The organism is Methylomusa anaerophila (assembly GCF_003966895.1).
Lineage (GTDB): Bacteria > Bacillota > Negativicutes > Sporomusales > Sporomusaceae > Methylomusa > Methylomusa anaerophila.
In genome coordinates, this window is sequence record NZ_AP018449.1 from 2,661,141 (window position 1) to 2,685,305 (window position 24,165).

Sequence of the window (24,165 nt, forward strand, 5' to 3'; positions counted from 1 at the left end):
AGGATAGTTCGTGGGAGTTTATAGACTGAGGTAAATACCGTGTGGAAAGGAGCCGATGATCGTGTGTTTAGCTGTTCCGGCCAGGATTATAAGTAAGGAAGACTTTATCGCCACAGTAGATATCAGCGGCGTTACCCGGCAGGTTAGTCTGATGCTGCTGCCGGAGGCCCGAATCGGTGAGTATGTTCTGATTCACGCCGGTTTTGCCATTCAGTCCGTTGACGAGGAAGAAGCCCGGCGCACGCTGGAACTTTTCCGGGAGCTGGAAAGAGATGAATCTTAAAACGGAGGAAATTCAGAAAGCGGCGGCGTATTTTACTGCTGGGATTGAGCGTCTGGCTGATGGCCCGCTGCGCATCATGGAAGTATGCGGCACGCATACGGTCGCCATATTCCGGGCCGGGATCCGGCAAGTGCTGCCGGACAATGTGGAATTGGTCAGCGGCCCCGGCTGCCCGGTGTGTGTCACGCCAAACGAATATTTGGATACCGCTGTCGCTTATAGCCGCCGGCCTGATACCGTCATCGCCACATTTGGCGACATGATGAAGGTGCCGGGTACGTCATCCACGCTGCTGGCGGAGAAAGCCGGCGGCGCGGATGTACGGATGGTGTATTCGCCGTTGGAGGCAGTACAAATTGCTCAGGATAACCCGGGGAAAAGGGTTATCTTTCTCGCGGTTGGCTTTGAAACCACCGCCCCTACGGCGGCGGCCGCAGTTTTGGCGGCAGTGGCGGCCGGCGTGAAGAACTTTTTTTTACTCACGGCTCATAAGCTGGTGCCGCCGGCGCTGACTGCCTTGCTTTGCCTGCCGGAAACAAAAGTGGACGGCTTTTTACTGCCCGGCCACGTATGTGCCATAACCGGGATCAAGCCGTTTGAATTTTTGGCGGCGGAATTTGGTGTTCCCAGCGTAATAGCCGGTTTTGAAGCCCTTGATATTTTGCAGGGAGTATATATGCTGGCCAAGCAAATCCATACCGGCCAAGCGCAATTAAAAAACCAGTACCGGCGAATCGTACCGGCTGACGGTAATCCGGTCGCCCGCAGGGTAATGGAACAGGTTTTCACCGTGAGCCATGCCTCCTGGCGTGGGTTCGGAAAAATTCCCGACTCCGGTTTAAATTTGAACGAACGCTTCCGGCATTTTGACGCGCTCCATGCCCTGCCGGTTGAGGTTACCGGCTCGCAGGAATCCGCAGGATGCCGCTGCGGCGAGGTTCTGCGCGGCAAGATTAAGCCGCCGGAGTGTCCGCATTTCGGCCGAAGCTGTACGCCGGAAAATCCGGTGGGATCTTGCATGGTTTCCGTCGAGGGTTCTTGCGCGGCCTGGTTCAAGTATGGAGCAGGGAGGTGGCAGTTTTGAACATTGGCGATCGGATACTGCTGGCTCATGGCAGCGGCGGTAAATTGAGCCATGAGCTGGTAACCGGAGTCATGGCGCCGGTATTTGACAATTCCATTCTGGCCGAGATGCATGACGGCGCTTTTTTGAATATCAAAGGGGTACAGCTGGCATTTACCACTGACAGCTATGTGGTTAAGCCCCGTTTTTTCCCCGGCGGCGATATCGGCAAACTGGCGGTGTGCGGAACAGTGAACGATTTGGCTGTATCTGGCGCGGAACCTTTGTATTTGAGCGCCGGCTTTGTGCTGGAAGAAGGTCTGGCCCTGGCCGAACTGGAACGGATCGTTGCATCCATGGGATTAGCCGCTGCCGAGGCCGGTGTTCAAATTGTCACCGGCGACACCAAGGTGGTGGAAAGGGGAGCAATTGACGGTATTTATATCAATACAGCCGGCATTGGCGCCGTTTTTCCCGGGGTCCATATTTCTGCCGGCCGCGTTAAGCCCGGCCAGGATGTGATTGTCAGCGGCTGCCTGGGAGACCACGCCATAGCGGTGATGAGCGAGCGGCACGGCCTGACTCTTCCTGCCCCGGTGGTTAGTGACTGTGCCCCGTTAGCCGGCATGGTAAAGGACATTCTTAAAATAGCGCCGCAGGTCCCCATGCTGAGGGATCCAACCCGGGGTGGACTGGCGACTGCGCTCAATGAAATTGCCCTTCAAACCGGAATGGGCATTTTGCTGGAGGAAACCGCCATACCTGTGCGGCCGGAAATTAAGGCTGTCTGTGATATTTTGGGATTTGATCCTTTGTATTTAGCCAATGAAGGAAAAGTAATAGTCCTTGTCGAAAAACAGGATACAGAAAAGGTACTTGCCGCTATGAAATCTCATCCCTACGGATTGCATTCCTGTGTCATTGGCGCCGTTACCGCCCGGCCGGCCGGACAAGTCGGCATTAAAACGGCTATCGGCGGTACTAGAATGCTGGATATGCTCACCGGTGAACAGTTACCGCGAATTTGTTGACATATTTCGGGCTTAACCTTAATATGTCAGGGGTCAGGGACCGGCTTTACAACCGACCGGCGGCATGTCATATTGTTAATTTACTGATTATTTTGGCATTATTGCCGGCTTTCTGGGGAATTCCGGCTTTGATTGTTCCGGAGGTAAGCTTAGTATGCAGATAGATTACGCTCTCAGACTGGAGACAACACAAAAATTAATAATGACTCCCCAGTTGCGGCAAGCCATAGCCATTCTGCAATTATCAGCCGTGGAACTGGAGGCTATGGTAGAGAATGAATTTTTGGAAAATCCTGTACTGGAGTTGGAGGAAAAGAGAGCGGCGGAGGAACAGGAAAATGTTGTCCAAGCTGAGGTTGAGGCTGCCGGAAACCCGGAAGACGGACGGAACGGTGATGCGGCAGATGCCAATTACGATGAGTGGGCCGAGTATTTTGAAAACGGCATGGGACATGGGCAAAACTTATCAACCGCAGAGTCTAACAATAGTCTGGAATTATTGGCTGCCAACACTTTATCCCTGCATGAACATCTGGAGATGCAGCTTCATTTTGCTATCTTAAATACCGCGTCCTGGGAGATCGGCAGATTTCTTATCGGCTGTATAGACGATAACGGTTACTTCTGCTGTACCGTCAGGGATGTGGCGGAAAACCTGCATGTCTCTCCCAGTATAGTCGAAGATGTCCTTAAAGTTATTCAAACATTTGATCCGGTGGGGGTTGGTGCCTCGAATCTGAAAGAATGCCTGTTGTTGCAAGTTGATCAGAAAGGGATTATCCAGGATGGCGCCCTCTATCGCCTGGTGACTTTAATTATTGATAATTACTTGGAACATGTGGCCAACGGGCGGGTTAAGTTCATTGCCGATTCTTTGGGAGCCACTGTCCAGGAAGTGCAACACGCGATAGACATAATCCGGAGATTGGACCCCAAGCCGGGCCGGGCTTTCGGGGGAATTCAGCCGGCCTATATATTGCCCGATGTGACTGTAGAACGGGTCAACGGGTCTTACATGATTATAATTAACGATACCAATGTCCCTCAACTTTCAATAAACCCTTACTACCGGCAGGTTATCCGGGATGCCGACGGGGAAGCCAAGAAATTTGTTGAAGGGCGCATCAATTCTGCTGTCTGGCTGATTAAAAGCATTGAACAGCGGCGCAGAACCTTATACAGGGTGGCCGAGGCCATCGTTGAATTGCAACGTGATTTCTTCGATCACGGGGTAAAGCACTTAAAACCGCTGACCATGAAGAAGGTGGCGGAACGAATCGAGGTTCATGAATCCACTGTGAGCCGGGCTGTAGCCAACAAGTATATGGCCACTCCGCATGGGTTGTTCAGTATGCACACATTCTTCTCTTCCGGCATCCAGGGGGTCAGCGGCGAAGATGTGGCTGCCAGCCGGGTTAAACAGGAAATCAGGGAACTGATAGCTACGGAAGACTCAACTCAGCCTTTGAGCGATCAAGGGTTGAGCAATATCCTAAACAAACGCGGGATTCATGTTTCCCGGCGAACAGTGGCTAAATACCGGGAAGAAATCAATATTCCCGCTTCATCAAAGCGGAAACGGTATTAATTTATATTTTATAAAAAAATTTGTCTGCGTTCTATATGGAATTCAAAAATGATTTTCTATTAATCGTAATGCTAGGAACGCTTCGACGCTGCCGCTTAACCTACGCTTATCCTAGCATTACGATTGTAACTCATTTTTGAAAACTATATATATAGTGATTATTAAAATAATTTAGTAATTTAACAGAAGGACTTTTTTTAATCACAAAGAATACAATATTAGGTAAGGTAATCCCAAAATAGGCCAACGGGAGAATATTTTGTCGTTTTGGGACATAATTTGTTCATGCGGGACAATAAATGCCCTGCAGTTATGACTCAAAATGCGGTTAAAGAGGATGCTAGGTGGTAAGGCTATGCTTATAAGCAGGGAAAAGTCAGTTTTTCTGTTTACCCATATTGGGACATATTATGGACAACTGGGACATGAACTCGCCTAGAGGGGATTAATCGTGGAAAAAATTATCCAGTTACAGCGTAAAATCGCGCCGGAATTTACGGCAGTCATCGAATCCAGATATAACATTCTCCGTTGTATTCAATATGCTGAACCTGTCGGGCGACGGGCGCTGGCCATGATGCTCAATACGGGTGAAAGAGTAGTCAGAGCCCAGGTGGAGTTTCTTAAAGATGCCGGACTTGTTGATGTTTCCCAACTGGGCATGACTGTTACAGTGGAAGGGAAAGTCGTCCTGGCGGAATTGGCGGATTATATCCGGCTGCTCCGCGGTCTGGTGGGCCTGGAGGAAGAGATGACTCAGGCGCTTCATCTCAAACGGGTTATCATCCTGCCGGGTGACAGTGAGGCTGACAGCGCCGTCCAGCGGGAACTGGGGCGAGTAACGGCAGGTGTAGTTGGCCAGTGTTTGGGTGATAATATGACTATCGCTGTCAGCGGCGGTTCTACCATGGCCAGTGTGGCTGAAGCCGTTAATTTTTCCGCGCCTTCTACTACCGTAGTGCCTGCCCGGGGCGGTCTGGGTGAAAAAGTGGAATATCAGGCTAACACGATCGCCGCCGTGATGGCGGGCAAGCTGGGCGGACGCTACCGCCTGCTGCATATTCCCGACGGGGTAAGCGAGGAAGCGCTGGAAGTCATACTGGCGGATGACGCCAACGTGCGGGTTGTGGCGGAAATCATCAGGCAGGCTGATATTTTGGTTCACGGTATAGGGCAGGCGGCGGAAATGGCCAAACAGCGGGGATTATCCGCCAACATTGTCGACGAACTTGTCCGCCGGGGGGCGGTAGGCGAGGCCCTGGGCCAATACTACACTATCGAAGGAAATATTGTATATGTAACAAGCAGCATAGGGTTGCATCTGGATGATTTGGCGGGAATTCGCACGGTAATCGCCGTGGCCGGTGGCGGGAAAAAGGCTCAAGCCATTATGGCGGTAGCCAGTACCGGTAGTCATGATGTTCTGATTACCGACGAAGCCGCCGCCAGAGCCATCCAGCAGATTATAAACAATAATGACAGGGGGAATTTCTAATGACAATTAAAGTTGGTATCAACGGTTTTGGCCGTATCGGCCGAAATGTACTCCGGGCAGCAATAAACAATACCAAATTTGAAATTGTAGCTGTAAATGACTTGACGGATGCAAAAACTCTGGCTCATCTTTTGAAATATGATTCGGTTCACGGTACCTTCCAGGCCGAGGTAAAAGCGGCTGACGGCGGTATCGTTGTCAATGGCAAAACTGTAAAAGTATTCGCTGAAAAAGATCCGGCCAACCTGCCCTGGAAGGCTGTGGGGGTTGACCTTGTTGTGGAATCTACCGGCCGCTTCACCGACAAGGAAAAAGCTGCGGCGCATATTGCGGCCGGAGCGAAAAAGGTAATCATTTCCGCTCCCGCTAAAAACGAAGACATCACCATTGTTTTAGGCGTTAACGAAGCCAAGTATGATCCTGCCAGCCACCATGTAATCTCCAACGCATCCTGCACCACCAACTGCCTGGCTCCCTTTACCAAAGTGCTTAACGATAAATTCGGCATTAAATTCGGCCTTATGACCACTGTTCACTCCTATACCAACGATCAAAACATCCTTGATCTGCCCCACAAAGACTTGCGCCGCGCCCGGGCCGCCGCTATGTCCATCATTCCTACCACCACCGGCGCCGCCAAAGCAGTAGCCCTTGTTTTGCCCGAACTGAAAGGAAAACTGAACGGTTTTTCTCTGCGGGTGCCTACTCCCAATGTATCCCTTACCGACTTGGTGGCGCAGCTGGAGAAACCGGCAACTGTTGAAGCCGTCAACGCCGCTTTCAAGGAAGCTGCCGCAGGTGAACTGAAAGGTATTCTTGGCTACTCGGAAGAGCCATTGGTTTCCCGAGACTACAACGGGGACAGCCGCTCCTCCATCGTTGATGGCCTATCCACCCTGATGGTTGGCGAAAACCTGGTAAAGGTAGTAGCCTGGTATGACAACGAATGGGGCTATTCCTGCCGCGTAGTTGACCTCCTGGATTACGTCATCGGCAAGGGCCTGTGAGTTTAAGCAGCGGTATGAGGGGCAATTAGAGATGATGCGGAGGAATTTGTGTGCAAAAGAAAAGCTTAGGTGATGTTTTTATCAATCACAAAAAAGTATTGGTTCGCGTGGACTATAATGTCCCCATGGATAAAGAAGGCAATATAACGGACGACACCCGGATCCGGGCTACTTTACCTACGCTTGAATACCTTATTTCCCAGAACGCAGCGATTATTCTTGCCAGTCATTTAGGGCGCCCTAAGGGAAAACCCAATCCGGAATTCAGCCTGGCTCCCGTAGCCAAAAAATTGTCAAACCTCATGTTTGGCCGCGAGATACTGTTTGCTCCCGACTGCGTCGGGGAAAAAACCGCTAAAATGGCTGCCGATCTGAACCCCGGCCAGATTCTTCTTTTAGAAAATTTGCGATTTCATGCGGAAGAAGAAAAGAATGATCCCGAATTTGCCCGTCAGTTAGCCAGCTTGGCTGAAATCCTGGTTAATGATGCCTTCGGCGTATCCCATCGGGCCCATGCTTCCGTACACGGCATTACCAAATACATACCTGCTGTGTCCGGCTTTTTAATGGATAAAGAACTCTTGTATCTTGGTCAAGCCGTAAACAATCCGGCCCATCCTTTTGTCGCCATTATCGGCGGCGCAAAGGTGTCCGACAAAATCAGCGTTATTGAGAATCTGTTAAACAAAGTAGACACCCTGATCATCGGCGGCGGCATGGCCAATACCTTTATTGCCGCGCAAGGCTATAAGCCTGGAAAATCTCTGGTTGAAACCGACAAACTGGAATTGGCGAAAGAGCTTATGATTAAAGCTAAGGAAAAAGGCGTTACGCTGCTCTTACCTACCGATGTAGTTGTTGCCGACAAGTTTGCCGCTGATGCGCAATATAAAACTGTCAGTATCGGTGAGATTCCTGCGGAGTGGCTGGCTTTGGATATTGGTCCGGAAACCGCCAAGGTTTTCGCTGCCGCTTTGAACGGCGCAAAAACCATTGTCTGGAACGGCCCCATGGGCGTATTTGAGTTTGATAACTTTGCCGTAGGCACAGAGGCTGTGGCCAAAGCCGTTGCCGCATCCGGCGCCAGGAGCATTGTCGGCGGCGGCGACTCGGTAGCCGCTTTGGAAAAACTTAAACTTGCCGATAAAATTACCCATATCTCCACTGGCGGCGGCGCTTCCCTCGAATTCCTCGAAGGCAAGGAATTGCCCGGTATTGCCGCCCTGGCCGATAAAGAATGAGGGGGGTGTATTCTGAATGAGACGACCCATCATCGCCGGCAACTGGAAGATGCACAAAACTACCCGGGAAGCCACGGCTCTGGTCACAGAAATCAATGGCTTAACCGGCAGTGTAACTGATGTGGAAATCGTCGTGTGTCCGCCGTTTACCGCTTTGCCGGCTGTGCAGCAGGCAGTAACGGGTACCAATATTCATCTGGGCGCACAAAATATGCACTGGGAAGAAAAAGGCGCTTTTACCGGCGAAATTGCGCCCGGTATGCTGAAAGATCTTGCCTGCACCTATGTAATTATCGGTCACTCCGAGCGGCGTCAGTACTTTGCTGAGACGGATGCCAATATAAATAAGAAAGTAAAAACAGCCTTAAAGGCTGAGCTTATCCCCATAGTTTGCGTTGGTGAAACCCTGGCCGAGAGAGAAGCCGGCACTACCGAAAAAGTAATAGCCACTCAGGTGCAGGGCGGTCTTGCCGGCATTCCGGCGGCCCAGGCAGCCCGTTTGGTGATTGCCTACGAACCCGTGTGGGCCATCGGTACCGGCCGCACTGCTTCCGCCGATGACGCCAATGCCGTCTGTGCCTTTATCCGCAAAATCATTACCGGCATGTTTGGCTCCCAGGCCGCCGCCGCCATCCGTATCCAATACGGCGGCAGCGTAAAACCCGACAACATTGCCGAACTGATGGCCAAACCCGACATCGACGGCGCCCTCGTCGGCGGCGCCAGCCTGGAGGCCGCATCCTTCAGTAAACTGGTACGCTGGACATCGTAAGCGTCTGAATTTCCCAAGTGTTATGAGGCTAGTGGTCTGTAAACCCTAATTCTATAGTGTTCTTGCGAGATCTTTTCCGTCCTGCTTTGTTGTCGTCGGCTTACATATTCCCGATATGCGCGCCTCCTCCGCCTCGCAGGACGAAAAACCTCTCGCAATTCATCCTATAGTTTTAGAGTTTATAGACCACTAGTTACAAAGAGTGTAACGACTTAAAATATACAATTGTCACGAACTGCTTAGAAATCGTTAGATGCTAGGCGTGACGAGAACCGGAGCGGAGGCGTACTTGGGGGTACGCCGGAGCGAGGATCGCAGGAACAACGACGCAGATGATGGTTTATAAGCAGTTCCCTGCTAAAATGTGAGATAGTAATGAAAGGAGAGTTGTGTGTGACAAAATTGAACACCCCCATTGCTCTTCTGATCCTGGACGGATGGGGACTGGGGGACCCTGCTGACCAATACAATGCCGTTGCCCGGGCCGGAGCGGCGCATATGACTCTCTTGGCGGAAATATATCCCACTACCGGTCTGATTTGTTCCGGTGAGGCGGTGGGCCTGCCTGACGGCCAAATGGGCAACTCCGAGGTAGGACACTTAAACATTGGCGCCGGCCGGGTAGTCTATCAGGAGCTTACCCGTATCAGCAAATCAATTCGTGACGGCGATTTTTTCACCAATCCCGTTCTGGAAGCTGTATGTGCAAATACCAAGGCATCAGGCGGGGCGCTCCACCTGATGGGGCTCTTGTCCGACGGCGGCGTCCATAGCCATAATACTCATTTGTATGCTCTCCTCGACCTGGCTAAAAAACATGGTCTGCAAAAAGTTTACGTTCATGCCTACCTGGACGGACGGGACGTGCCGCCGGCCAGCGCCAAGGAATTCGTCGCCGACCTGGAAGCAGCGATGGCGGCTAAGGGAATCGGGCAAATTTCCACTATATCCGGCCGCTACTACGCCATGGACCGGGATAAACGCTGGGAGCGCACGGAGAAAGCCTATGCCGCCCTGGTTTACCGGGAAGGTCTCAAGGCGGCCGGCGCTGGCGAAGCTGTGGCCAGCGCTTACCAAAACGGACAAACCGATGAGTTTGTCATCCCTACTGTAATTACCAAAGCGGATGATACCGGCATTAAGGCCAATGACGGCCTAATCTTCTTCAATTTTCGCCCCGACCGGACCCGTCAGATGACCCGCGCCTTTGCCGATGCGGATTTCAGCGGCTTTGAACGGCGGAATGGTTTTTTCCCCGTACATTTTGCCACTATGACCCAATATGATGAAAAACTTGCTGTGCCGGTAGCATTTCCCCCCAATCATCCGAAAAATACCCTGGGTGAAATTGTAAGCAAGGCCGGGTTTACCCAGCTGCGAATTGCGGAAACCGAAAAATACGCCCATGTTACCTACTTTTTCAGTGGTGGCGAAGAGCAGCCTTTTCCCGGCGAAGACCGTCTCTTAATTCCGTCGCCCAAAGTCGCCACTTATGATTTGAAACCGGAAATGAGCGCCATTGAAGTTACCGACAACGTAGTTAACGCCGTCAGGTCCGGTAAATACGACTTTATTATCCTTAACTACGCCAACGGCGACATGGTGGGACATACCGGCATTCTTGACGCGGCAATCGCAGCGGTTAAAACAGTCGACCAATGCGTCGGCCGGGTAGTTGAGGCCATGCGGGAACGAGGCGGGATCACCCTCATTACAGCCGACCACGGCAATGCCGAATATATGCTGGACCACGTAACGGGCGAACCGTTTACCGCCCATACCACCAACCGGGTGCCATTCATCATGGTGTCGGAATCTCACCGCGGCGTGAAGCTGCGGGAAGGCATCCTGGCCGATATCGCCCCCACCATCTTGGAACTGGCGGGAATTAAGGCTCCGTCCGATATGACGGGAACAAGTCTGATTGAAAAGTAAGATTTATAAGGAGGCAGACTCATGTCAACCATCATCGTAGATATTTTAGCTCGTGAAATCCTGGACTCCCGTGGTAACCCCACCGTAGAAGTAGATGTACTTTTAGAAGACGGGACAATGGGCCGGGCGGCTGTTCCCTCCGGCGCATCCACAGGCGCATACGAGGCTGTTGAACTTAGAGATGGGGACAAATCCCGTTACCTGGGTAAAGGTGTGCTCAAAGCCGTAGATAACGTCAACGAAATTATTGCGTCGGAAATTATCGGCATGGATGCCATCGACCAGGTTGGTATCGACCAAGCCATGATTGAGCTTGACGGCACTGCCAACAAAGGCAAACTGGGCGCTAACGCCATTCTTGGCGTGTCTTTGGCTGTCGCCAAAGCGGCCGCCGAATCTTCCGGTCTTCCTTTGTACCAGTACCTGGGCGGTTTCAACGCCAAGGAACTGCCTGTGCCGATGATGAACATTCTCAACGGCGGCAAACATGCCGACAATAACTTGGATATCCAGGAATTCATGGTGATGCCTGTAGGCGCCGGTTCTTTCGCTGAAGCCTTAAGAATGTGTGCCGAGATTTACCATAGCCTGAAAAAAGTTTTGAAAGATCGCAACCTGGCTACTGCCATCGGTGACGAAGGCGGTTTCGCTCCCAACCTGGCGTCCAATGAAGAAGCGCTCGAAGTCATTGTTCAGGCTATCGGCCAAGCCGGATACAAGGCCGGCGAACAAGTAATGCTGGCGCTTGACGTGGCCGCTACCGAACTTTTTAAAGACGGAAAATACCACCTTGAAGGCGAAGGCGTTGTGAAAACTTCGGCCGAAATGGTGGAATACTATAACCGGCTGGTGGATAAATTCCCGATCATCTCCATCGAAGACGGCATGTCGGAAGACGACTGGGAAGGCTGGAAACTTCTTACCGACCGTATCGGGCAAAAAATTCAGCTTGTCGGCGACGACCTTTTTGTTACCAATGTTGAACGCCTGAGCCGGGGTATCGCCGCTGATACGGCCAATGCCATCCTGGTAAAAGTCAATCAGATCGGTACTCTTACCGAAACCTTTGACACCATTGAAATGGCGAAACGGGCCGGTTACACCTGCATTATTTCCCACCGTTCCGGCGAGACCGAAGATGCTACCATCGCTGATATCGCCGTCGCCGTCAATGCCGGGCAAATTAAAACCGGCGCTCCTGCCCGTACCGACCGGGTAGCGAAATACAACCAGCTTCTCCGTATTGAAGAGCAACTGGATGAAGTAGCTCAGTATCGCGGCCGCAAAGTTTTTTACAATCTGAAATAGACTTTTGGTCACTAAGTGTATAGTTTTGGTATAAAAAGTAAAATTTATTTCTAATGATCAATTGTCAAGCCTTGGTCTATTGTGTTAAAATATTGTCGTGCCTATGTGGTCGGGTTAGAAAACAGCTGGTTGGTATGGCGGAGAGGCGGTAGGGAGGTGTTGGACAAGTGGTAACTGGACTTATGATTTTAGATGCTGTTCTTGCAATTGCAGTAATTGCCGTCGTTGTGCTGCAGTCCGGGAAAAGCGCCGGCTTGTCGGGATCAATCGCCGGCGGAGCCGAGACTTTATTTGGCGGCAAGAAGAAAGGAATCGACGAACTCCTGGCACAGGCGACAATTATCCTTGGCGCTCTGTTCGGGATAGTCACAATGGTTTTGGGTAGAGTAATGCAGTAGGGTGCCTACCTCAATATCGGGTGTGATGAGCGCCTAATATTGAGGTATTTTAACGCGTTGCGCTTTTCCGGCAGTATACTTTTCCGGCCTTTTTTGCAAATTTGAAAACGTTTCGCGTATTCCATGAGTACCCGAACTGCTATGGTAAATTAAAGGAGGAAGCAAATCAATGGAATTAGTTTATTTTGCACCTGCGGCGGGTCTGGTAGCGCTGGCTTTTGCAGCGTACCTGATGGCCAGCGTCCTGAAGGAAAGTCCGGGCAACCAAAAAATGCAGGAACTTTCCCAGGCCATCTTTGAAGGGGCGATGGCATTTCTCAATCGCCAATACAAAACCCTTATTCCTTTTACTGTAGTTATTTTCCTTATTTTATTCTTTATCGAAGGATATAAATTAGCCGTATCCTTCCTGGTTGGCGCCATATGCTCGGCTGTTGCCGGCTACGTCGGGATGACCTCAACCACCAAATCCAATGCCCGTACTACCGAAGCTGCCCGTACCAGCTTAAACAAAGCCCTTAACGTATCCTTCCGCGCCGGCGCCGTAATGGGCATGTCCGTTGCCGGGCTGGGCCTATTAGGTGTATCCGGCTTGTACATAATTTTCCGGGACCCCGTCGTAATCAACAGCTTCGCTTTCGGCGCCAGCGCCATTGCCTTCTTCGCCCGTGTCGGCGGCGGCATCTATACCAAAGCTGCCGACGTCGGCGCTGACCTGGTCGGTAAAGTTGAAGCCGGCATTCCGGAAGACGACCCCCGTAACCCTGCCGTTATCGCCGATAACGTCGGCGACAACGTCGGCGACACCGCCGGCATGGGCGCCGACTTGTTTGAATCTTACGGCGCAACCGCTATTGCCGCCATGTTGATCGGGAACGCCCTTTTCGGCGTCAATGGCGTAATCTTCCCGCTGTTAATCGGGGCTGCCGGAATTGCGGCAGCTATTATCAGCACCTTCCTTGTCCGCACTTCTGAGGACGGCGATCCCCAGGCCGCTCTTAACCGGGGTATTTGGGGCACCAACATTCTGGTTGCTGTCGCTACCTACTTCCTGGGGACGATGATCTTTCCGCAAGAAGGCCTCGGTCTGACCATTGCCGTTGTCGCCGGCCTGGCAGTCAACGTGCTTGTCGGCATGATTACCGAATACTATACATCCAATAGCAAACCGCCTACCCAAAAGATTGCTGATGCTTCCCAAACCGGTCCTGCCACCAACATTATCTCCGGTCTTGCCACCGGTCTTAGAAGCACCGCTTTGCCGATGGTTGTATTTGCTGTAGCCATCGGAGTTTCTTATAACGCAGCCGGTATTTACGGTATCGCCATGGCCGCCATGGGTATGCTGTGTACGGCCGGTATGGTTGTTGCCGTTGACTCTTTCGGTCCGGTTGCGGATAACGCCGGCGGTATCGCCGAAATGGCCGAACTGGGGCCTGAAGTCCGTAAAACAACCGACAAATTGGATTCTGTTGGTAATACTACCGCGGCTATAGCCAAAGGATTTGCTATTGGTTCCGCTGCTTTGACCGCATTGGCGCTCTTCACCGCTTTTGCTGAAGAAATTAAAAAGAATCCCAAACTTTCCGCCCTGTTGACCGGCAACGGCGAATTGGTCATCAACCTGACCGAACCTACCGTTATTATCGGTATCTTTCTTGGCGCTGCTCTGCCCTTCCTGGTTTGTGCCTTCACCATGGAAGCGGTAGGCAAGGCTGCCTTCGAAATGATTGCCGAAGTGCGCCGCCAGTTCCGCGAGATCCCTGGAATTATGGAAGGCACAGGCCGGCCCGACTATGCAAGATGCGTTGATATCAGTACTGTGGCCGCTATCCGCGAGATGATGATTCCGGGTCTGTTTGCAGTGGGAACGCCGATCTTTGTCGGTTTTGTTCTTGGCGCCAAAGCTTTGGCCGGATTCCTCGCCGGCGCCACTGCCGCCGGTGTTCTGCTGGCGCTCTTCATGGCCAACGCCGGCGGGGCCTGGGACAATGCCAAGAAATTCATTGAAGCCGGCCAATACGGCGGGAAAGGCACTTCGACCCACGCTGCCGCCGTTATCGGCGACACGGTGGGCGACCCCTTCAAGGATACTTCCGGCCCGGCGATGAACCCGCTCATCAAAGTTGCGGGGACCATCTCCCTCATCATCGCGCCGCTGCTGTTCTTTTAGTTAATCAAACAACTGACGCGTCAGGCATGTCTGCCTGACGCGTTTTGGTATTTATATATCTATATTATCGCCTTATTTAGGAAAAATTGACGAAAGATGCTATAATGGGAGTATAACACATTCTGGAATAAGTTTGGAAACATTTGTAATATGGCATACTATATAATACAGAATACAGACCGGAAAAATGGGGTGGACATATGGCTATATTACGCGGGGCAGAACCTTTCTTACTGCCTGGCGGGCGGCGGGGAGTGCTGGTAGTTCACGGTTTTACCGGCTCGCCGTCAGAAATGCGCCTGATTGGGGAATATTTACATCAGCAAGGCTTTACTGTACTTGGCCCCAGATTGTGTGGTCACGGCACCACACCGGAAGAAATGTCCCGGACAGCCTGGCAGCATTGGTACAGCGCCGTAGAAGACGGCTACCACTACCTGGCCGGGATGTGTGACGAAGTACTGGCTGTTGGTTTGTCCATGGGCGGCCTAATGGTATTGAAGCTAAGCAGTGAATACGAAGTAGGCAAAACGGCCATTTTGAGCGCCCCCATTTATATCGCTGAACGGCGGCTGCGACTGCTGCCTGTTTACCGTATGTTCCGGGATTATGTGTCCAGAAAGCGGAAACGCATAGCCGGCATTGACGACGTTTACTCGGTAACTTATGATCGTACGCCCCTCCGCAGTCTCACCAGTCTGCTGGATTTTATCAAACAAGTGGACCGGCTGTTACCGGCCATAACCACGCCGTCGCTCATTGTCCAGTCCCTTACCGAGCATACTGTCCGGCCGGAGAGTGCCCAGCATATCTTCGACCGCCTCGGCAGCAAGGACAAGAAACTGGTATGGCTCAAAAAATCAGGACATGTCATAACCCTGGACGTGGAAAAGGAGCAGGTATTTAACGAGGTCGTCCAATTTTTTGGATAATTGAAAATTATTCACATAAAGTTGGGAACTGCATATAAACCGCCATCTGCGGCGCCGCACAATCTGCGTTGCTGTCATCTGCGACAAGTTAACTCGCGTTGATAACACTAACGAAATCAGAATCGTGCTCCTGCGGTCCTCACTACGACGTACATCCCAGTACGCCTCCGTTCCGGTCCTCGTCGCGCCTAGACGGTCTGACTATGATTGATCATAAATGATTATCAAGTTGATATTCAATAAGTTTGTTTCATATGCAACGGTATCTGACGATTTCTAAGCAGTTCGAGTAATTCGATAGTTTGGGGAGACACGATAACTCATAAAGAATTTGAGGTGTAAACATATGGATGAACGCAACCAGTGGTGCTTTGCCTGCGGGCCGCGCAACCCCATCGGACTAAAACTTGAGTTCAGGGAAGAAGATGACAACTATTTGACCACGTTCACGGCCGGACCGGAGCACCAGGGCTATGACGGCATTGTCCACGGGGGTATTATCAGCACCCTCCTGGATGAAATCATGGCCCGCTATATCTACGCCAAAGGCTTTGAGGCGGTTACTGCCAAACTGGAAATCCGCTACCGCAAACCTACTCCCATCGGGCAGCCGCTCACCGTCGGCGGCCGGATTACCGGCAAGCTTGGGAACATCTACCAACTTACCGGACAGATCACGTTGCCCGACGGTACCGTAACCGCCATAGGAAAAGCCAAAGTGGCAGTGATAGGTGAGAGTGCGATATGAGCAGTGCCGACAAAATTCTTGCATTCATGCGGGAAGAAGCCTATAAACCTCTTACAGCGGAAGATCTGGCCGCAGAGATGGATATCCGCGGCAAGGAACTGGCCGAGTTTTGGCAGACTCTGGACAAGCTGGAGGCCACGGCTGAGGTCATTAAAACCCGCTATGGCAAATATGGACTGCCGGACCGGATGAATCTGGTGGTCGGCAAGCTGTCAGCCAGTAGCAAAGGTTACGGCTTTCTTATGCCTGACAACCCGGAGGCGGAGGATATTTTTATTCCGCCTAACGCCATGGGGGGGGCGATGCACAATGACCGGGTAGTTGCCCGCGTTCACCGCCGTCCCGGTCCGGGCAAAGCATCGGAAGGAGAAATCATCCGGGTTGTGGAACGGGCCAACAGCAAAGTGGTGGGAACGTTCGAAGCCAGCCGCCACTTTGGTTTTGTGTTGCCTGACGACAGGCGTATCGGTCATGACATATTTGTCCCCAAGGATGAATTTAATGGTGCGAAGACAGGTTCAAAGGTCGTCGTCGAAATCACCGAATGGCCGCATAAACAAAAAAGCGCCGAGGGGCGCGTTATCGAAGTGCTGGGGAGTACAGGCGACCCCGGCATTGAGATCCTGTCCATCATTAAAAATCATGGCTTGCCTACAGAATTTCCGCCGGAGGTGGAGCGGGCAGCGGCCAAGATTCCGACTGTAATCAGTGATGAAGAACTTGCCGAACGGCGGGATCTCAGAGATCTCCACCTGGTTACAATTGACGGGGAAGATGCCAAAGATTTAGATGACGCTGTTCATGTGGAACGGTTGAAAAACGGCCGTTACCTCCTTGGTGTACACATCGCTGATGTTAGCTACTATGTTCGTGAAAATACCCCCCTGGATAAAGAGGCCCTATCCCGGGGAACCAGCGTATACCTGGTTGATCGGGTACTGCCCATGTTGCCGCCCAGGCTGTCCAACGGAATCTGCAGCCTAAACGCAGGGGAAGACCGGCTGGCCTTGTCGGTACATATGGAAGTTGACAGCCGGGGTCAAGTGATAAAATATGAAGTTTTTCCCAGTGTCATCCGGGTGAAAAACCGGTTAACCTATAACATCGTCCGGCAGATTTTGGCCGAGCATGATGAAACGCTGCGGGAAGAATACCATTATCTTATTAATAATCTTGAGGAGATGGAACGGCTCTGCCGTATTCTGCGGGAGCGCCGCATGCGGCGGGGGGCCATTGACTTCGACTTCCCGGAATTAAAAGTTAAACTGGATGATGCAGGCCGTCCGGTAGCCATCGTTAAGCGCATTCGCAGCATAGCCGAATCCATTATTGAAGAATTTATGCTGGTTGCCAACGAGACGGTGGCCGAGCACATGCACTGGCTGAAGGTTCCTTCGGTTTACCGGGTGCATGAAGAACCCGACTTTGAAAAAATGGTAAACCTGGATTCTTTGCTGCATAATTTTGGCCAGCGGCTGCCTAAACTTAACAAGGACGCCGAGATTCACCCCATGGCCCTCCAAAAAGTATTAAGCCGCATCCACGGGCGTCCGGAAGAGCGAATTATCAGTACTGTCGTGCTTCGTTCCCTTAAGCAGGCTCGCTACGATGCCGAAAACCTGGGCCATTTCGGGCTGGCTGCCGATTTCTATACCCACTTTACCTCGCCTATTCGACGCTATCCCGATCTGGTCGTTCACCGCCTTATTCGCGAGACCTTTACCACCGGCGATGTCTCAGCCAAACGCCGCCAGAAGCTGGCTGTCATGCTGCCGGAGATAGCCCGGCATTCTTCAGAGCGGGAGAGAGCTGCCGCCGAAGCTGAGCGGGAGACTGTGGATCTTAAAAAAGTAGAATACATGGCCCAATATATCGGGCAGGAATTCCCCGGCATCATCAGCGGCGTAACCGCCTTCGGACTGTTCGTCGAGATAGAGAACGGGGTGGAGGGACTGGTTCACGTCTCCAGCATGGATGACGACTATTACCAGTACATAGAAGATCAGTACGCCTTAATCGGCGAGCGGACCAAGGTCATCTACCGTTTGGGCGAACCCGTCCGGATCGTTGTCGCCAAAGTAAATCCGGCCGACCGAACCATTGACTATGTTCTTGCTCCCACCGGTCAAAGTCCCATCAAAGTAGTAAAAGCATCTGACGGCAAAAAGCAAAACCAGGAAACAACCGACCAGCGCCGCGCCCCCAATAGGGCCGTCGGCGGCAAAGGCAGGAAGAAAAACCCAAGCAGCCAACCGAAGAAAGACAGGCTGGGACCAAAAGGACGCAAGCGGTAACCCTGTCATTGACGAAAAGGGTTGCATCGTATACAATAAGCTAAGTATCTATTTAGCTTCAGTTATCAAATGCCACGAACTGCTTAGAAATCGTCAGCTGCTAGGAGCGATGAGGACCGGAACGGAGGCGTACTGGGTTGTACGTCGAAGTGAGGACCGCAAGAGCACGATTCTGCTTTCGTTAGTGTTATCAACGCGAGTTAACTTGTCGCAGATGACAGCAACGCAGATTGTGCGGCGCCGCAGGATGGCGGTTTATAAGCAGTTCCCTACTTAAAGTGGATAGCTACAATTAAGCGCTTTTGCGCGATATTCCCGGATGTTTAGAGGTGAACCACAGTGGCCGACAAGGAGCAAGGTATCAAAACCGTGGCGGAGAACCGCAAGGCACGCCATGATTATCATATACACGAAACCTATGAAGCAGGTATTGTTCTCACCGGAACAGAAGTCAAATCCCTGCGGGCAGGCAAGGCCAACCTGAAAGATTCTTACGCCCGCGTTGATCATGGCGAGCTTTTTCTCCACAATATGCACATCAGTCCTTACGAGCAGGGCAACCGGTTCAATCATGAACCTCTCCGTACCCGTAAACTGTTGATGCATCGCCTGGAAATCAATAAACTTATCGGTAAAACCAAAGAAAAAGGCTACACCCTGGTACCGCTAAAACTATACTTTTCCCGGGGTAAAGCCAAGTTGGAGCTTGGACTGGCCTCAGGCAAGCACACCTATGACAAGCGCCAGGATCTAGCCGAACGGGACGCCAAGCGGGAGATGGACCGGGTATTCCGGGACAGACAAAAGGAGTGTTAACTGGTTAGGGAGTGTTAACTGGTTAGCCTAATGGGGGGAACTGCTTATAAGCCGCCATCCTGCGGCGCCGCACAATCTGCGTTGCTGTTATCTGCGACAAGTTAACTCGCGTTGATAACACTAACGAAAGCAGAATCGTGCTCCTGCGGTCCTCACTTCGACGTACAACCAGTACGCCTCCGTTCCGGTCCTCGTCGCGCCTACGGTCTGACTATGATAGTTCGAATTGTAGTTGGCAAATATCATTACAATAAGTTTCTTTCATATGCAACGGTATCTGACGACTTCTAAGCAGTTCGTGGCTGTTGATAAATTGGCGGATACAAGATTTATTATTTTTTAGGTTTTTGTTAGCTTGCGGATTCAGCAACTTTGGTTGCTGTTTCTTTTCCGCCGGCCCAAAGCTGGAGAATGAGTATACTGCTTAAGATCAGCAAGCCGCCGCCCAGTTGCATGGGCGTTATTTTTTCGGCCAGGAGCAGAACCGACAACATAACGGTAATGACCGGCTCCGCTGTACTGATAATCGATGTGTTAGCCGGGCCGATGAGTCTTATGCCGGCGAAGCAGCCCAAAATGCCGACGACGGTTGACACAAGGGCAATAGCCAGCAGGATCAGCCAGCCTGCCATTGGCAGGGTAGTAACGAATTCGCCGGTAACGGCACAAGTCAGGGTGAAAGTAATCGCCGCCGCTGAACAGACGTAGGTTGTGGCGACTAATGGGTCTACATCTTTAAGCACCTTGCTGCTGACCAGGAGATAGGCAGAGTAGATAAGGGATGAAGCCATTCCCAACATAATGCCCATAAGACTGATGCCGGCAAAAGATACTTTGAGAATGAGAAAGAGTCCGCAGAAAGACAGCACTAAAGCCAGTCCTTTTTTCCAGTTGAACTCATCTACCCCAACAAGGAAGGACATCAAGGTAACGATAGCCGGATAGGTGTAAAGCAGCAGGGAAGACATTGACGCCGGCAGATATTTCAGCGACGCCGCAAAAAAAGTAGACATAAGACCATAACCCGCTATACCCAGGAGACAAAGGGATATGGCGGTCTTCCTGCTTACTTTGGCTGCAAGATTGCGCCAGCGCAATATCCCCCACAGACAAAGCGAAGCCAGAATAAAGCGGGCTGTCAGGATGGTAATGGTATTGGCGCCCAGCGCATAGGCCAATTTGATAAAAATCGGGAGCATGGCAAAGCCCGTGGCAGATGCCAGGACCATGAGCGCTCCGGTATGCTGTGGTTTCATAACAACACTCCATTTCCGCCGTTTTGGCAATAAATACGGCTGGATAAAGTACAATTATTATGATATAATAATTTGCACGATAAAGGAAGTATGATTTTCGTTTGCAGATCAATGATCCATAAGAACCCGGGGGCGTACTGGTTTCGACAGGGGTAGTTATGGTATGGGTAGCGAGCCGGGGTCCCATCAGCCCGTAATACGGTGGAACTAAAGTAAACGCAAACGAAGATTACGCTTTAGCAGCTTAATGCTAACGTCTTACCTACGCACTCCCGCGGCCTAGGATAAGGCGTCACTTAGCGGGATACCTGGGGCCCAATTCTCGGAGGGCCGACTGGGAACCTTTATCGAGATAGTACCCGGGCAGCCTGTCTGTGGGCGGCAAGGGCGCGAAACTCAAATCACCGACTGCGCTCGGAGAAACCCATGCAGTAATACCTTTGGACAGGAGTTCGATTCTCCTCGCCTCCACCACTCATATGTACAAAAAGAACGAGGAATACTTCGACGTATTCCTCGTAAACTACTACTTTTTCAACATAGGTCTGGATGATCTTTTTAAGGTCATCCGGATTTTTGCTTTTTAGTGCAGCTATATCTTTTTCAAGATAGGCAACAATCATTGATTTGTCTAGTGATACAGATTTCAGCTTAGTTTGATATTCATTGATTATCATAAGAATTTCGGCTTTTTCTTGCTCCAGCTTGTCCATAGTTATTTTCATGCTGGAATTATATAGGCCATCAGCAATGGCATTGATAAAATTATCAAGCTTTTTCTGGGTATCGGCGAGCCGCTGTTCAAAAACCTGAATGCCTTTTTTCTTGTCAGTCTGAGTGCTATGGTAATGTTCGATTAACTTATCGGCAAGACGGTTAATGGTACTAACATTGAATATTTTTTGCTGCAAATCTGCAATGGCAATATCCTCAATTAAGCTGATAACCATTCCGGTAGAATTTGCTATAGGGAGAGAAGGGCTGTCTAATCCAATGCCGGAAGTATTAAGACAATGAGAAGAAAAATAGAGTGTAAAATATGATTAAGAACATTCAGCTGATTGCCCGAACAGGCTCATAAGCTGAAAGCAATGATTGCTTCTTTTAGGGTGCCACCTTAATGTCGAACCATAAATATGGTGAGGCTTTTTTTCTTATATGGTACTTCCTAAATAAAATCACTAAAAATTCTATTTTGGATTATTTGATCCAAAAATCATTGACAGATAAGTGATGGGGGTTGTAAAATCATATTTGGAACGATCGTTCCAAATATGATTAAGGAGCTTTTAAATGAAAGAGAATACAAATAATGGTGAAAAACAACGCCTTCCAATCTTGGGTCTATTGGCTTTAGCTATGGCAGGGTTTATGGCGATTATGACAGAAACTCTCCCAGCCGGGTTGCTTCCACAGATAAGTAATGGACTTAATGTTTCAGAAAGTCTTGCAGGACAGTTAGTTACTTTATATGCAATTGGATCATTGACAGCAGCCATCCCTGTTATTGTCACTACTCGACGGTGGCGTCGTCGTCCTCTTCTCCTATTAGCCATTTGTGGTTTCCTTGTTTTTAATAGTATCACGGCTGTATCATCTGACTATATACTGACCTTGGTTGCTCGTTTTTTTGCCGGAGTATCTGCCGGTATTGCATGGGGATTAATTGCAGGTTATGCCCGGCGTATGGTATCTGATGAATTTAAGGGACGTGGTATGGCAATAGCGATGATTGGTACACCTATTGCTTTGACTTTTGGTGTACCAATTGGAACGTTTTTGGGAGCGTTCATTGGTTGGCGTTCAGTATTTGGAATCATGTCTCTTATGGCTCTTATACTGATTGGTTGGGTGCTCTGGAAAGTGCCGGACTATCCAGGACAGTCTAATGGTGACCAACTTTCGATTATTGATGTTTTTAAAACCCCTGAAGTGCGCTCTATCCTTTTTGTGGTTATGACTTGGATGACAGCTCACAATATACTTTATACGTATATTGCCCCCTTTCTTATTTCACTTGATATGCAACGTGTGGATTTGGCCCTGTTTCTATTTGGAGTTTCAGCACTTACAAGTATTTTTATTGTAGGCTCACTGATTGATCGTTGGTTACGTACCTTGTTACTGGGCAGTATAGCTGCTTTTACAATAGATTCGGTTCTACTTGGAATTAGCGGTGGTAATGCTATTGTGATCTATCTGGGGGTTATTATGTGGGGGCTGACATTTGGTGGTGCCGCGACATTATTGCAGACGGCACTTGCGGAAGCTGTTAAAGATGAGGCCGTTGATATGGTTATGTCAATAAATACAACGGTATGGAACTTAGCTATTGCGAGTGGTGGCTTAACAGGAGGCATACTTCTAAAAACAATAGGTGCCGGCTCATTTTCATGGGCAATGTTTGTTTTATTACTTTTGGCATTATTCGCAGCACTAAGGTCAAAGAGGCACGGATTTACTTGAGTCTTGGTTCCGGGCTAGGGTTCTAAAGAGAATGAACGTTTAACGTAATACTTGTTTACAGTTTTTTTATTAGTTATAATATATACAAACTCAGGAAGGAGGAGCATCTTATGGTTAAGACGGGACGGCCGCGAGTGTTTGACCGAGATAAAGCGATATTTGATGCAATGATGCTTTTTTGGGAGCAGGGATTTGAATCTACTTCACTTTCGCAGCTTAGAGAAGTTATGGGAAACATTTCGGCAGGCAGTTTTTACACAGCCTTTGAGTCAAAAGAAAAGTTATTCAAAGAAGTAATTGATTTATATACATCTACTTATGGTCAAGTTATGTTAAATCTAACAGACGTTTTACTTAATCCCGGGAAGGCTATTGAGATGTCATTAAGGCAATCGGCCAAAATGCAAACAGACCGATGTCACCCTTTGGGATGTTTAACTGTGATTTCGGCAAGTACCTGTTCTTTGGAACATATGCATATACGTGATATGCTCAAAGAGCAAAGGGATTTAGTACGGAGTTGGATGTCCAACTGTATACGGCGTGCTGTTGATCAGGGGGAACTTCCAGCTTCGACAGATATTAATGTGTTGACGACATTTTTTGTATCCTTTCTGCACGGGATTTCAATTCAAGCAAGAGATGGAGTGCCATTCGAGACAATAGACGCAGCGATAACTCAAACTATGAGTATATGGGATAGTCTAAGGTAGCGCAAAATCCGAAGAGTGAGCCAAAGCTACTCCGAAGGAGATTGGGGAAAAGGTTAGGGCCTATTTGTTTCTCAAAGGAACTAAATGGTTACAAGAAGAAACAAAGAGAAACTCGATAAACCATTGATTTATCTGAGTTTCTCTCATGGATGACAAAAGATGCAAAATGCACTTAGCTCATTGCTAAATCGTTAATATGATTACTTTAAACTAATTAAATTGAGATTTGTGTCGATACCCAGTGAGTTGCGTTGTACATACGATTCGGTAGGGTTCACCCCCACCAGCTAAAACCGGACAGTAAAAATGAACTGCAAAAAAAGCTGTTTGCCATGATGCGGTGAACAGCTCCTTTTTTCTTTTGCTGATGTAAGATGTGTTGGTAGTGCAAAAAACTAGGGCGATTGGGGCGATAGTGTGTGCCCTAAACGCCCCGCTTTTTTCGGGGAGGATTGAATTTTTGTTCTCCTTGCTGCCTGCTAAAAAGAAGGGAGGTGTAGAAGTAAACATAAACGGGACGCAGACAGGTTTGTCGTTCCGTCGCCAGCAATATCAATGACGGATTAAATCCTCACCAAGAGTGAGGGTTTACTTTTGAATCTGCGGAATTTATGATATAATGATCTCGCAGAAAATAAATGTAAGC

Annotated in this window: 19 protein-coding genes and 1 other RNA gene; 19 read left to right on the forward strand and 1 reads right to left on the reverse strand. The window is 50.0% G+C overall.

All coding sequences use genetic code 11. The features are described 5' to 3' along the window. Positions 1–61 precede the first annotated feature (61 nt). The 16 genes from MAMMFC1_RS12045 (at position 62) to smpB (ending at position 19,084) form a co-directional block, all read left to right on the forward strand. Positions 62–283 carry a HypC/HybG/HupF family hydrogenase formation chaperone gene (locus tag MAMMFC1_RS12045; RefSeq protein ID WP_126308745.1) on the forward strand — a complete coding sequence of 74 codons (222 nt, stop codon included), beginning with the start codon at positions 62–64 and terminating at the stop codon, positions 281–283. After that, positions 273–1,367: a hydrogenase formation protein HypD gene (gene hypD / locus MAMMFC1_RS12050; RefSeq protein ID WP_126308746.1), complete on the forward strand. Its 1,095-nt coding sequence runs from the start codon at positions 273–275 to the stop codon at positions 1,365–1,367. Before MAMMFC1_RS12045 ends, hypD begins: the two co-directional genes overlap by 11 nt. 2 nt (positions 1,368–1,369) lie before the next feature. Continuing rightward, the gene (gene hypE, locus MAMMFC1_RS12055) at positions 1,370–2,377 is read left to right on the forward strand and encodes a hydrogenase expression/formation protein HypE (RefSeq protein WP_126310591.1); all 1,008 of its coding nucleotides are present in this window, start codon (positions 1,370–1,372) and stop codon (positions 2,375–2,377) included. A gap of 154 nt (positions 2,378–2,531) precedes the next feature. Continuing rightward, positions 2,532–3,965 carry an RNA polymerase factor sigma-54 gene (gene rpoN, locus MAMMFC1_RS12060; RefSeq protein WP_126308747.1) on the forward strand — a complete coding sequence of 478 codons (1,434 nt, stop codon included), beginning with the start codon at positions 2,532–2,534 and terminating at the stop codon, positions 3,963–3,965. 451 nt (positions 3,966–4,416) lie between these two features. After that, positions 4,417–5,460 (forward strand): sugar-binding transcriptional regulator, encoded by a 1,044-nt coding sequence (locus MAMMFC1_RS12065; RefSeq protein ID WP_126308748.1) that lies wholly within the window; start codon positions 4,417–4,419, stop codon positions 5,458–5,460. Then, positions 5,460–6,467, forward strand: a complete 1,008-nt coding sequence (gene gap, locus MAMMFC1_RS12070) for a type I glyceraldehyde-3-phosphate dehydrogenase (protein WP_126308749.1) — start codon at positions 5,460–5,462, stop codon at positions 6,465–6,467. Before MAMMFC1_RS12065 ends, gap begins: the two co-directional genes overlap by 1 nt. Positions 6,468–6,517: 50 nt before the next feature. Continuing rightward, on the forward strand, positions 6,518–7,708 hold the full coding sequence (locus MAMMFC1_RS12075) for a phosphoglycerate kinase (protein ID WP_126308750.1): 1,191 nt from the start codon (positions 6,518–6,520) through the stop codon (positions 7,706–7,708). Between the two features lie 16 nt (positions 7,709–7,724). Further along, positions 7,725–8,480 carry a triose-phosphate isomerase gene (tpiA, locus tag MAMMFC1_RS12080; protein WP_126308751.1) on the forward strand — a complete coding sequence of 252 codons (756 nt, stop codon included), beginning with the start codon at positions 7,725–7,727 and terminating at the stop codon, positions 8,478–8,480. 393 nt (positions 8,481–8,873) lie between these two features. Continuing rightward, the gene (gene gpmI / locus MAMMFC1_RS12085; protein ID WP_126308752.1) at positions 8,874–10,415 is read left to right on the forward strand and encodes a 2,3-bisphosphoglycerate-independent phosphoglycerate mutase; all 1,542 of its coding nucleotides are present in this window, start codon (positions 8,874–8,876) and stop codon (positions 10,413–10,415) included. A 21-nt stretch (positions 10,416–10,436) separates the two neighbouring features. Beyond that, positions 10,437–11,723 carry a phosphopyruvate hydratase gene (gene eno, locus MAMMFC1_RS12090; RefSeq protein ID WP_126308753.1) on the forward strand — a complete coding sequence of 429 codons (1,287 nt, stop codon included), beginning with the start codon at positions 10,437–10,439 and terminating at the stop codon, positions 11,721–11,723. 167 nt (positions 11,724–11,890) lie between these two features. Next, positions 11,891–12,121 carry a preprotein translocase subunit SecG gene (gene secG, locus MAMMFC1_RS12095; protein ID WP_126308754.1) on the forward strand — a complete coding sequence of 77 codons (231 nt, stop codon included), beginning with the start codon at positions 11,891–11,893 and terminating at the stop codon, positions 12,119–12,121. Positions 12,122–12,290: 169 nt separating this feature from the next. Beyond that, positions 12,291–14,294: a sodium-translocating pyrophosphatase gene (locus tag MAMMFC1_RS12100; protein WP_126308755.1), complete on the forward strand. Its 2,004-nt coding sequence runs from the start codon at positions 12,291–12,293 to the stop codon at positions 14,292–14,294. Between the two features lie 200 nt (positions 14,295–14,494). Continuing rightward, positions 14,495–15,226, forward strand: coding sequence for an alpha/beta hydrolase (locus tag MAMMFC1_RS12105; protein ID WP_126308756.1), 732 nt, complete (start codon positions 14,495–14,497; stop codon positions 15,224–15,226). Between the two features lie 346 nt (positions 15,227–15,572). Further along, positions 15,573–15,974 (forward strand): PaaI family thioesterase, encoded by a 402-nt coding sequence (locus tag MAMMFC1_RS12110; RefSeq protein WP_126308757.1) that lies wholly within the window; start codon positions 15,573–15,575, stop codon positions 15,972–15,974. Next, the gene (gene rnr / locus MAMMFC1_RS12115; RefSeq protein ID WP_126308758.1) at positions 15,971–18,268 is read left to right on the forward strand and encodes a ribonuclease R; all 2,298 of its coding nucleotides are present in this window, start codon (positions 15,971–15,973) and stop codon (positions 18,266–18,268) included. Before MAMMFC1_RS12110 ends, rnr begins: the two co-directional genes overlap by 4 nt. Positions 18,269–18,607: 339 nt before the next feature. Further along, entirely contained in the window at positions 18,608–19,084 is a 477-nt protein-coding gene (gene smpB / locus MAMMFC1_RS12120; protein ID WP_126308759.1) for an SsrA-binding protein SmpB, read from the forward strand. Between the two features lie 350 nt (positions 19,085–19,434). On the opposite strand, the gene MAMMFC1_RS12125 is transcribed toward smpB, so the two are convergent. After that, positions 19,435–20,340 (reverse strand): DMT family transporter, encoded by a 906-nt coding sequence (locus MAMMFC1_RS12125; RefSeq protein ID WP_126308760.1) that lies wholly within the window; start codon positions 20,338–20,340, stop codon positions 19,435–19,437. 128 nt (positions 20,341–20,468) lie between these two features. Here MAMMFC1_RS12125 and ssrA point away from each other — a divergent pair. The 3 genes from ssrA to MAMMFC1_RS12140 all read left to right on the forward strand — a co-directional run bounded on the left by ssrA (position 20,469) and on the right by MAMMFC1_RS12140 (position 23,519). After that, positions 20,469–20,814: a transfer-messenger RNA gene (ssrA, locus tag MAMMFC1_RS12130) on the forward strand. 819 nt (positions 20,815–21,633) lie between these two features. Continuing rightward, entirely contained in the window at positions 21,634–22,806 is a 1,173-nt protein-coding gene (locus tag MAMMFC1_RS12135) for an MFS transporter (RefSeq protein WP_126308761.1), read from the forward strand. A gap of 110 nt (positions 22,807–22,916) precedes the next feature. Continuing rightward, positions 22,917–23,519, forward strand: a complete 603-nt coding sequence (locus MAMMFC1_RS12140) for a TetR/AcrR family transcriptional regulator (RefSeq protein WP_126308762.1) — start codon at positions 22,917–22,919, stop codon at positions 23,517–23,519. Positions 23,520–24,165 lie beyond the last annotated feature (646 nt).

Excerpts from the sequence above, each read along its gene's own strand:
- hypD (WP_126308746.1), top strand. The coding sequence starts at position 273 with ATGAATCTTAAAACGGAGGAAATTCAGAAAGCGGCGGCGTATTTTACT.
- rpoN (WP_126308747.1), top strand. The coding sequence starts at position 2,532 with ATGCAGATAGATTACGCTCTCAGACTGGAGACAACACAAAAATTAATA.
- gap (WP_126308749.1), top strand. The coding sequence starts at position 5,460 with ATGACAATTAAAGTTGGTATCAACGGTTTTGGCCGTATCGGCCGAAAT.
- tpiA (WP_126308751.1), top strand. The coding sequence starts at position 7,725 with ATGAGACGACCCATCATCGCCGGCAACTGGAAGATGCACAAAACTACC.
- eno (WP_126308753.1), top strand. The coding sequence starts at position 10,437 with ATGTCAACCATCATCGTAGATATTTTAGCTCGTGAAATCCTGGACTCC.
- MAMMFC1_RS12100 (WP_126308755.1), top strand. The coding sequence starts at position 12,291 with ATGGAATTAGTTTATTTTGCACCTGCGGCGGGTCTGGTAGCGCTGGCT.
- MAMMFC1_RS12105 (WP_126308756.1), top strand. The coding sequence starts at position 14,495 with ATGGCTATATTACGCGGGGCAGAACCTTTCTTACTGCCTGGCGGGCGG.
- MAMMFC1_RS12110 (WP_126308757.1), top strand. The coding sequence starts at position 15,573 with ATGGATGAACGCAACCAGTGGTGCTTTGCCTGCGGGCCGCGCAACCCC.
- rnr (WP_126308758.1), top strand. The coding sequence starts at position 15,971 with ATGAGCAGTGCCGACAAAATTCTTGCATTCATGCGGGAAGAAGCCTAT.
- MAMMFC1_RS12125 (WP_126308760.1), bottom strand. The coding sequence starts at position 20,340 with ATGAAACCACAGCATACCGGAGCGCTCATGGTCCTGGCATCTGCCACG.
- MAMMFC1_RS12135 (WP_126308761.1), top strand. The coding sequence starts at position 21,634 with ATGAAAGAGAATACAAATAATGGTGAAAAACAACGCCTTCCAATCTTG.
- MAMMFC1_RS12140 (WP_126308762.1), top strand. The coding sequence starts at position 22,917 with ATGGTTAAGACGGGACGGCCGCGAGTGTTTGACCGAGATAAAGCGATA.